Here is a 9,059-nt window from a genome sequence, read left to right on the forward strand (position 1 = left end):
TTGGCGCGCCAGCAGGAAATCCACTGGAGCCATCCTCATGCCTGTTTCGGCTGTCGCCCTGAAGACCGTAGACCTTCCTGAATTCGGCGAGCCAACAGTGATGCCGCTAGTTCAGCGGCGGACCTACGAAGCGCGCATCGAGGCTCTGCTGGCGCGCGGCGCCGAGGCCGGGCTCGACGCCTTCGCCGTCTATGGCGACCGCGAGCACGCGGCCAATGTCGCCTATCTCAGTGGTTACGATCCGCGTTTCGAGGAGACGCTGCTGGTCATCGTTCCCGGCAGCCAGCCAAAGCTTCTCGTCGGCAATGAGGGTTGGGGCTATGCCGAAATCTGCGACGGGCCTTACGAGCGCGTCCTTTACCAGACCTTCTCGCTGCCGGCGCAGCCACGCGACCGCTCCGCCTCACTTGCCGACACTCTTGCCGCCTGCGGCCTGAAAGCCGGCCAGAAGATCGGCGCCATCGGCTGGAAGCCGTTCGGGCCCGGCGATGGCGGCGTTGGCGAGACGACGCTCGACCTGCCGTCCTTCATCGCCGATACGCTGCGCACACTGGCCGGCGACAGAGGCGCGGTGGTCAACGCCGCCAACCTGTTGATGAACCCATCCGACGGCCTACGCGCCATCAACGAGGCAGACCAATTGGCGTCCTTCGAATTCGCCGCGACCTTTTCCTCGCAGGGCCTGCGCAACGTGCTTGGGAATATTGAGCCCGGCATGAGCGAATTGCAGGCCGCGCGGCTGATGGGGATCAACGGCCTGCCCCTGTGCTGCCACCCGATGCTGTCCGCCGGCAGGCGTGCGCCCTACGGCTTGCCTAGCCCGCGCCTCGACATCATCAAGCGCGGCGATCCCGTCACCATGGCCTATGGCATCCAGGGCTCGCTCAACGCCCGCGCCGGCTTCCTGGTCGAGAGCGCGGCCGAACTGCCGCGCGAGATAAGCGACTATGTCGAACAGCTGGTAGCGCCCTATTTCGCCGCCGTCGTCGACTGGTACGAGACCATCGGCATAGGCGTTGCCGGCGGAGCGCTTTGGAAAGCCGTGCATGACCGCATAGGCGACCCGTTCTTCGGCGTCTCGCTCAATCCCGGCCATCTCGTCCATATCGACGAATGGATGCATTCGCCGGTGTTTTCCGGCTCGGACATCAAGCTGCAATCGGGCATGGCGCTGCAGGTCGACATCATTCCGGCGACCGGAACCAGCTATTTCACCACCAACATCGAAGACGGTATCGCGCTTGCCGATGAGTCCCTGCGCGAGGAGATCGCGGCCCGCTATCCCGAGGCATGGCGCCGCATCGAGGCGCGCCGCGCCTTCATGGGCGATGTGCTCGGCATCAGGCTCAAGCCCGAGGTATTGCCCTTCTCCAACATCCCTGCGTTCCTGCCGCCATTCTGGCTTTCGCGCAACAGTGCGATGACCGTGGCTCGACGCTGACCACATTTCGGCTGGACACGACTTACTTCTGCCGCACTCTCACTGTCCGGGAGGTGCCGCGGGGGTATATGGGCCTTTTGGCCGGAGTGGAATTTTTGACGTGCGTTTGAAGACGATTTGCATTCTTGCACTTGCCCTGTTGATCGCCGGCTGCGGCGGCCGCAAAACCGAGGAACTGCTCGGCAGCGCCGTCATGTCCACGCCGGTGACCGAAATCTCGGGCAATCACTCGATCTTCATTGCCACCACACGCAAGAAATCAGACGATCCCAACAAAGTTTTCGACGGCGAACGCTCGGCGACGCTGAACTACGCCCGCGTCACCGTCACCGTTCCCGGCGTCCACCAGACCGGCCAGATCGAGCGCCGCTCGCGCGGCAAGTCGAACGACCCGGCGAAATACTTCATGGCTTCCGAGGTCGTCGGCTACGATGCGCAGCCTCAATTCTCAAGCGCGCTCAACGCCGACATCGCCGCGCGCGGCGGCCGCGTCATGGTCTTCGTGCATGGCTACAACACCGGCTTCGACGACGCGGTCTACCGCCTGACCCAGATCGTCCACGATTCCGGCTATCCCGGCACGCCGGTGCTGTTTTCCTGGGCATCGGGCGCCAGAACCACCGACTATGTCTATGACAAGGAAAGCGCCAGCGCCGCCCGCGATCAGCTGGAGGTGACATTGCGCATGCTGCAGCAGTCCGGCGCGCGGCGCATCGACATCGTCGCCCACTCGCTCGGAACCTGGGTGACCATGGAAACGCTGCGCCAGATGGCCATCACCGGCGACCGCGATCTCGGCGGCAAGCTCGGCGATGTCGTGCTGGCCTCTCCCGACATCGACGTCGACGTCTTCAAGAGCCAGATGCGCCGCTACGGCAAGCCGGACAAGCCGTTCATCCTGCTGCTCTCCGACGACGACCGGGCGCTGCGGCTCTCAGGCCTGATCGCCGGCTCGCGGCCACGCGTCGGCGACTACAAGGATGCCGCCGACCTCGCCGCTTATGGCGTCACCGTGGTCGACCTTTCCAAGGTCAAGGGAGGCGACAGCTTCAACCACACCAAATTCGCCGACAATCCCGAACTGGTGAAGATGATCGGCCAGCGGCTGCGCGAGGATGACGGCTTTGCCAGCGACCAGACGGTGACCGACCGTATCAGCGCGCTCGGACAATAAGGCTGTCGCCTTGCGGCGACCGTCGCTGCGTGAGGTCGCGAATGCCGCTCGGCCCGATCACTTTCAACTGGACCGGGCCGGTCTCTGCCTCTACGACATTGAAATCGGCGCCAATGCGCCAGCGGGAGCCCGCGTGAACGAGCGTTGGAAGACTGTCCTGGTCCTTGCGTTCGCGCTCGCTGCCGCCGGCTGCGTCGGCCCGAACACCCATGACCTGTTGAACGAGACGACGGTTTCGGTGCCTGCCTCCGACATCGCGGCCACCCACGAAATCTTCGTCGCCACCACCCGCAAGCAGGCGACCAAGGACCCACGCCAGGTGTTCGATGGCGATCGCTCGCTGACCACCAGCTACGCCCGCGTCGACGTCACCGTGCCGAAGGTCCACCAGGTCGGCGCCATCGAGCGCGCCAAGGGCTCGGCCAATTCGAACCCGGCCAAGCAATTCACCGCCACCGACGTCGTCCACTATGGCGACGCCTCGCAATTCGCCAAGGCCGTCGGCGCCAACATCACCATGAATGGCGACCGCGCGCTGGTCTTCGTCCACGGCTTCAACAACGGCTTCGACGATGGGGTCTACCGGCTGACGCAGATCGCCCACGACACCGAATATCCGGGTACGCCGATCTTGTTTTCGTGGGCTTCGAGCGGCAAGACCACGGGCTATATCTACGACAAGGACAGCGCCAACGCCGCGCGCGACGACCTCGAGGCGACGCTCAGGATGCTCGCCAAGACACGGGTCAAGAGCATCGACATCATCGCGCATTCGATGGGAACCTGGGTGACGATGGAAGCGCTGCGCCAGCTGGCGATCACCGGCGACCGCGATCTCGACGGCAAGCTCGGCCGTGTCGTCCTGGCATCGCCCGATATCGATGTCGACGTCTTTAAGAAGCAGATGATCCGCTACGGCAAGCCCGACAGGCCGTTCGTCATCCTGCTTTCCGCCGACGACCGTGCTCTGCGATTGTCCAGCCTGATATCCGGCGACAAGCCGCGCGTCGGCGACTACGGCAACGCCGCCGACATCGCCAGCTACGGCGTCGTCGTGGCCGACCTCAGCCAGATCAAGGGCGGCGACCGCCTGAACCACGCCAAATTCGCCGACAACCCGTTCCTGGTGCAATTGCTCGGTGACCGTCTGCGCGCTCCAGCCGGCCTGGCATCGGACGAACCCACGCAGGGCCAGATCGACAATCTCGGCCGAGGCCTCGGCAAGGCAGTCGGATCCGTCGCCGAGATCATCATCACCACGCCATTCAAGGTGCTGACCATCGCCACCGGCGGATGAGAGCCAAGCACCGGGCTGATCTCAGATAAAAAGATCGACCTTCTGGAACGTCGTCACGTCGATCAGGCCGACATCGGAAATCCTGAGCTCCGGAATGACGACCAGCGCCAGCAGCGAGTGCTGCATGTAGGCGTTGTTGAGCGAGCAGCCCATCTTGCGCATTGCTTCGGTCAGTTTCTCGGCCTTGGCCGCCACGATTTCGGCGCGCTCGTCCGACATCAGCCCGGCGATCGGCATTTCGACCAGCGCAAGCTCCTTGCCCTTCGAAAACAGCACCACGCCGCCACCGACCTCGCCCAGCCGGTTGACGGCCAGCGCCATGTCTTCCTTGTTGGTGCCGACGCAGATGATGTGGTGGGCATCATGTGCGACGCTCGACGCCATGGCGCAGTCGCCCATATAGCCGAAGCCGGAGACGAAGGCATTGGTGACGCCTCCGGTGCCGCGGTGGCGCTCGACCAGCGCGATCTGGCAGATGTCGTTGCGGCGGTCCATGGCGACCAGCCCGTCCTCGACCGGCAGGTCGGCCTCCAGCGCCCGCGTCGGCGCCTGGTTTTCGATCACGCCGATGACCCGCACCCGCACCTCGTTGGCGCCCTTGGGCGCCGCAATGTCGAAGTCGCCTGGCTTCAGCTTCTTGCCGAGCTTGACGGTGTTCTTCGCCGATTTGGGGTAATCATAGGCCGGAATGTCGATCTCGAGCTTGCCGCCCTTGGCCAGCCTGACGCCGCGGCCATAGACCTCGTCGATGGTCATGGCGGCGAGATCGGAGACGATCAGCAGATCGGCCAGCCGTCCCGGCGCGATCGAGCCGATCTCGCGCTCCAGCTTGAAATGCTGGGCGGTATTCAGCGTCGCCATCTGGATCGCCGTCACCGGCTTCAATCCCTGTTGGATGGCGTGGCGCACCACCCGGTCCATATGGCCTTCATGCACCAGCGTGCCGGAATGGCTGTCGTCGGTGCACAGGATGAAGTTGCGCGGGTCGAGCCCGCTCTCGGTCACCGCCTTGATCTGCGAGGCAACATCGTACCAGGCCGAGCCCAGCCGCAGCATTGCCTTCATGCCCTGGCGCACGCGGGCGATCGCGTCCTCGGCGCGCGTGCCTTCATGGTCGTCCTCCGGCCCGCCGGCGACATAGCCATGGAACGGCAGGCCGAGATCGCGCGACGCATAGTGGCCGCCGACCGTCTTGCCGGCCTTGATCGTTGCGGCGATCTCGCCCGACATCACCGGATCGTTGGCCACGACACCGGGAAAATTCATCACTTCGCCGAGCCCGATTATGTTTTCCCAGGTCATCGCCTCGGTGACATCGGCGACCGTCAGTTCGGCCCCGGCATGCTCCAGACCCGGCGCGGACGGCACGCAGGACGGCATCTGGACATGGATGTTGATCGGCATGGCGACGGCCTCGTCATGCATCAGCCGCACGCCGGGCAGACCCAGCACATTGGCGATCTCGTGCGGATCGATGAACATGGAGGTGGTGCCGTGCGGGATGACGGCGCGGCAGAACTCGGTCACCGTCACCATGCCGCTCTCGACATGCATATGCGCGTCGCACAGGCCGGGCACGAGATAGCGGCCGCCGGCATCGACCACCTTGGTGCCCTGGCCGATGGCATGGCTGGCATTCGGCCCGCAATAGGCGAAGCGGCCGCCTGAGATTGCGATGTCGGTGCCGGCTATGATTTCGCCGGAATGCACGTTCACCCAGCGGCCGTTTCGGATGACGAGGTCGGCCGGCTTGCGCCCCGTTGCGACGTCGACCAGATGCGTCGCCATCTCGGTCCAGGGCTTGGGTTTCGTCGCCGACGGCTGCTTGGCCATGAAAGACTCCTGTTTGCCCGACTGTGCCAAGCCGGCAAGGTTTTGGCCAGCGATCACGGACGAAATCCGTCGATGAGAATTCGCCCGGGGCGGATGCGCCGCACCTGCTCACCCCCGAGGGCAGGCATCAGCGGTGCGGTCATTCAGTTTGGCTTGTGCCGCCACTTATGCTACCATTCTGGCTATGGTGCTGATTTGCGCCGACGACCCGCCGCGAGGCGGGTTTTTGTTGTGATGAGCCCGAAACCTCCTGAGGTGAAGTCATGATCCGGTTCCTGAAAGCCTCGTCACCCTGTTCCTGATCTCGGCCGGCTTTGCATCCGCCGAGGAACGTTGGCAGACCTTGCCCGAACCGGCGGCCATGCCCAAGCCTGAACAGAGCGGATATGCGCCGGTCAACGGCATTCAGATGTACTACGCCGTTTTCGGCGCCGGTGATCCGATTCTCCTGATCCATGGCGGCCTTGGCCATGGCGACATCTGGGCAAGCCAGGTGGCGACCATGTCCAAGACGCATAAGGTTATTATCGCCGACAGCCGCGGCCATGGCCGCTCTACCCGCACCGAGCAGCCTTACGGCTATGACCTCATGGCGTCGGACTATCTTGCGCTGCTCGACTATCTCAAGATCGACAAGACCGCTCTTGTCGGCTGGAGCGACGGCGGCATTATCGGCATCGACATCGCGCTGCATCATCCGGAGCGGCTGACAAGGCTCTTTGCGCAGGCCGCCAACGTCACCACCGATGGCGTCGATCCGGGTGTGCTGACCAACAAGACCTTTGCCGCCTATATCGACCGCTCGGGACGCGACTACAAGAAACTGTCGAAGACTCCCGACCAGTACGATGCCTTCGTGGCGCAGATCAGCCACATGTGGGAGTCGGAGCCGGCCTGGACCAAGGAACAGCTCGGCAAGATAACCACGCCGACCGCGATCGTTGCCGGCGACCATGACGAGGCGATCAAGCGCGAACACACCGAATACATGGCCTCCGTCATTCCGGGCGCCAAGCTCATCATCCTGCCCAACGCCAGCCATTTCGCCATGCTGCAGGCGCCGGACGAATATAGCAAGGCGGCGCTGGACTTCATCGACGCCAAATAGCGCCTCCCAAGATAGAGCACCCAGCGCAGCAACGGGTGCTTCCGATTGTTGAACAATGGGTTCCGTTTTGCGGCGAATAGGATTACCTTCCGGCAAGGCGCCTTCTGAACCGCCTTTTCGGAGAACTCGATGCGGTGTCTGACGATTGCCAGTGCCGGATTTCTGATCGCTCTGGCCGCGCCGGCATTCGCCGCCGACCCGATGGCGGTGCCGATGACCGAACCAGGCTTCGACTGGACCGGCTACTATGCCGGCCTGCAGGCCGGCTACGGCTGGGGCCAGTCCGACATATCAGTGACGGAAGGCGCGCCGTTTTCCATCTCGCCCGACATTGACGGCGGTTTCGTCGGCGGCCATGTCGCCGGCCTGTGGCAGTTCGATCAGGCGGTGCTCGGCGCCGAGGCGGAGCTCAATTATTCCGCCGTCGACGGTACGGCGGTATCAGGCCTTGGAAGCACATTCCGCACGGACATCAAGTGGTTCGGATCTGTAAACGCCAAAGCGGGCTTCGCCATGGACCGCGTGCTGGTCTATGGCGTCGGCGGCGTCGCCTTTGCCGGCATCGAAACGTCGCAAGTCGCGGGCGCGTCGTTCGCCGGCACACGCACGAATGTCGGCTGGACCTTGGGCGCCGGCGTTGACTATGCGCTGACCGACAAATTCATCGTCGGCGCGCAATATCGCTATTACGATTTCGGCTCCGAGCACTATGACGTGGCGGAACCCTTCAACGATCGGGATCAGGATGTGAAACTGAACGCGGTCGGTATCAATCTCAGCTACAAATTCTGAGCGTTCTCGGCGACTGAGATTTTCGCGACAACCAACTGTTTTGCCATCACGAACCACCTTTCATGAGTCCGACACTCGGCAAAAGATGGCTTGACGGGTTTTCGCTGGCGTCTGAAAAGGGCTGGCCTGCGGACGTGGCGGAATTGGTAGACGCAAGGGACTTAAAATCCCTCGATCTCTGATCGTACGGGTTCGATTCCCGTCGTCCGCACCATTTGAAATGCTTAGGATTTATTCTGTAAGAACTCACTGGCTACCATAGAAAAGGCTGACGCGGGTAGCAACTGAAGAGGTTTAACACTCTTGCTGGAATACCTGCTGCAACACTCCTGTCGGTAGCGACCGACCGCGCGGGCCAGGTCAAGGCACTCCCTTAGGAGCCGGCTGGGGCCGCAGCGGCCTTAACCCGGTGGGCATGCTCCGTCGCGATTTTAAGAAGAGTTGCGGCCGTTTCCTGTGGCGTCCAACCTTGCGCTTCTGACGCAGTCACCAAGGCCGCAAACGCGGCTTCTAATGCGACTTCACAGTTCACCCCACGGTCTGGGCTATCCTCTGGCAATATCGGGGGTTCGACGGATTGGGACATGGTGACTTCTTTCAAAGGGGAAAACCCGCCGCCCCAGCCTTTTGCCACTTGAAAATTTCAGCAAAGGATCATTCCAGCTATCAGCAGCGTGATTAGAACTGACAACGGCACGGCCAGAAGACCGACCAACTCAACATTTCTTGTGTTTTGTCGCTTGTCCATCTTCGTCGCCCGCATGTCGTTGGCTTTGGCATCTTGCCGTCAACGTGCAGCTGTTGGAACCAACCACAAGTGCCGCTGATCGGAGATTCAGTCGGTGCTGCATATTAGCAACACATTGTGGAACGATCGGGCGGCATCAGCCAATTGCTTTTGAATGCGCTTGCACTTGCTTCGTACGATTCCGTACAGTTTCCCCCATAGGGGAGGCGGCCGATGGACCATGACGAGGAAGGCTACAGCATTGACGCCTTCGATTTCGATGTGGTGTGCGAGACCTTCAGGAGATCCGTTCGGGAGTTGAACCTGGCTGAAGAGCATTGGGTAGACCACGCGAAGGCGCTGCTACGGGAATTCACCGACAGCGCACCTGATGACGACATGATTAGCCGGATCGTCGGGCGCTAGTGGCCTATACAGCGGTAGTTGGTTAGAATCGTACCCCGGTCCTGCCACGGAAACCTTTTCCAAGGTTTGCCGCGTCATAGAGGCATCACAGAAGCTCCTGGAACAGATTGCCCAGCGCGGAGGGCCCTATAACGAAAAAGCTCGCCACCGTGAGGCAGCGGGCAGTTTTGGGAGAAACAGAAATGGGAACAATGGACCCCCGAATTGCCAACGGGCCATCGCCAATGCCGTCAGAGAGCCCTGCCTGGACGTGTGGCGTCC

The 9,059-nt window shown here is 62.4% G+C and carries 7 protein-coding genes and 1 tRNA gene; 7 read left to right on the top strand and 1 reads right to left on the bottom strand.

The window, feature by feature from the left end:
* The first annotated feature begins 37 nt into the window (after positions 1–37).
* From NKJ80_RS09795 to NKJ80_RS09805, 3 genes are all read left to right on the top strand, one after another.
* Positions 38–1,441, top strand: coding sequence for an aminopeptidase P family N-terminal domain-containing protein (locus NKJ80_RS09795; RefSeq protein WP_023815359.1), 1,404 nt, complete (start codon positions 38–40; stop codon positions 1,439–1,441).
* Between the two features lie 100 nt (positions 1,442–1,541).
* A complete protein-coding gene (locus NKJ80_RS09800) occupies positions 1,542–2,615 on the top strand; it encodes an alpha/beta hydrolase (protein WP_023691199.1) in 1,074 nt (357 codons plus the stop codon).
* A gap of 133 nt (positions 2,616–2,748) precedes the next feature.
* On the top strand, positions 2,749–3,912 hold the full coding sequence (locus NKJ80_RS09805; RefSeq protein WP_031205366.1) for an alpha/beta hydrolase: 1,164 nt from the start codon (positions 2,749–2,751) through the stop codon (positions 3,910–3,912).
* Positions 3,913–3,933: 21 nt separating this feature from the next.
* Here the strand turns inward: NKJ80_RS09805 and ade are convergent, their stop codons facing one another.
* Entirely contained in the window at positions 3,934–5,745 is a 1,812-nt protein-coding gene (gene ade / locus NKJ80_RS09810) for an adenine deaminase (protein ID WP_352497490.1), read from the bottom strand.
* A gap of 361 nt (positions 5,746–6,106) precedes the next feature.
* On the opposite strand from ade, the gene NKJ80_RS09815 reads away from it, so the two are divergent.
* The 4 genes from NKJ80_RS09815 (at position 6,107) to NKJ80_RS09830 (ending at position 8,798) form a co-directional block, all read left to right on the top strand.
* Positions 6,107–6,853 (top strand): alpha/beta fold hydrolase, encoded by a 747-nt coding sequence (locus NKJ80_RS09815; RefSeq protein WP_155929602.1) that lies wholly within the window; start codon positions 6,107–6,109, stop codon positions 6,851–6,853.
* 129 nt (positions 6,854–6,982) lie between these two features.
* The gene (locus NKJ80_RS09820; RefSeq protein ID WP_023691195.1) at positions 6,983–7,645 is read left to right on the top strand and encodes an outer membrane protein; all 663 of its coding nucleotides are present in this window, start codon (positions 6,983–6,985) and stop codon (positions 7,643–7,645) included.
* A 128-nt stretch (positions 7,646–7,773) separates the two neighbouring features.
* Positions 7,774–7,859: transfer RNA gene (locus tag NKJ80_RS09825), tRNA-Leu, on the top strand.
* A 747-nt stretch (positions 7,860–8,606) separates the two neighbouring features.
* Positions 8,607–8,798 (top strand): hypothetical protein, encoded by a 192-nt coding sequence (locus NKJ80_RS09830; RefSeq protein ID WP_023667524.1) that lies wholly within the window; start codon positions 8,607–8,609, stop codon positions 8,796–8,798.
* Positions 8,799–9,059: the final 261 nt, after the last annotated feature.

The sequence above is a fragment of the Mesorhizobium sp. M0030 genome (assembly GCF_040323695.1).
In the GTDB taxonomy this organism is placed as follows: domain Bacteria; phylum Pseudomonadota; class Alphaproteobacteria; order Rhizobiales; family Rhizobiaceae; genus Mesorhizobium.

Excerpts from the sequence above, each read along its gene's own strand:
- NKJ80_RS09795 (WP_023815359.1), top strand. The coding sequence starts at position 38 with ATGCCTGTTTCGGCTGTCGCCCTGAAGACCGTAGACCTTCCTGAATTC.
- ade (WP_352497490.1), bottom strand. The coding sequence starts at position 5,745 with ATGGCCAAGCAGCCGTCGGCGACGAAACCCAAGCCCTGGACCGAGATG.
- NKJ80_RS09815 (WP_155929602.1), top strand. The coding sequence starts at position 6,107 with ATGCCCAAGCCTGAACAGAGCGGATATGCGCCGGTCAACGGCATTCAG.
- NKJ80_RS09820 (WP_023691195.1), top strand. The coding sequence starts at position 6,983 with ATGCGGTGTCTGACGATTGCCAGTGCCGGATTTCTGATCGCTCTGGCC.
- NKJ80_RS09830 (WP_023667524.1), top strand. The coding sequence starts at position 8,607 with ATGGACCATGACGAGGAAGGCTACAGCATTGACGCCTTCGATTTCGAT.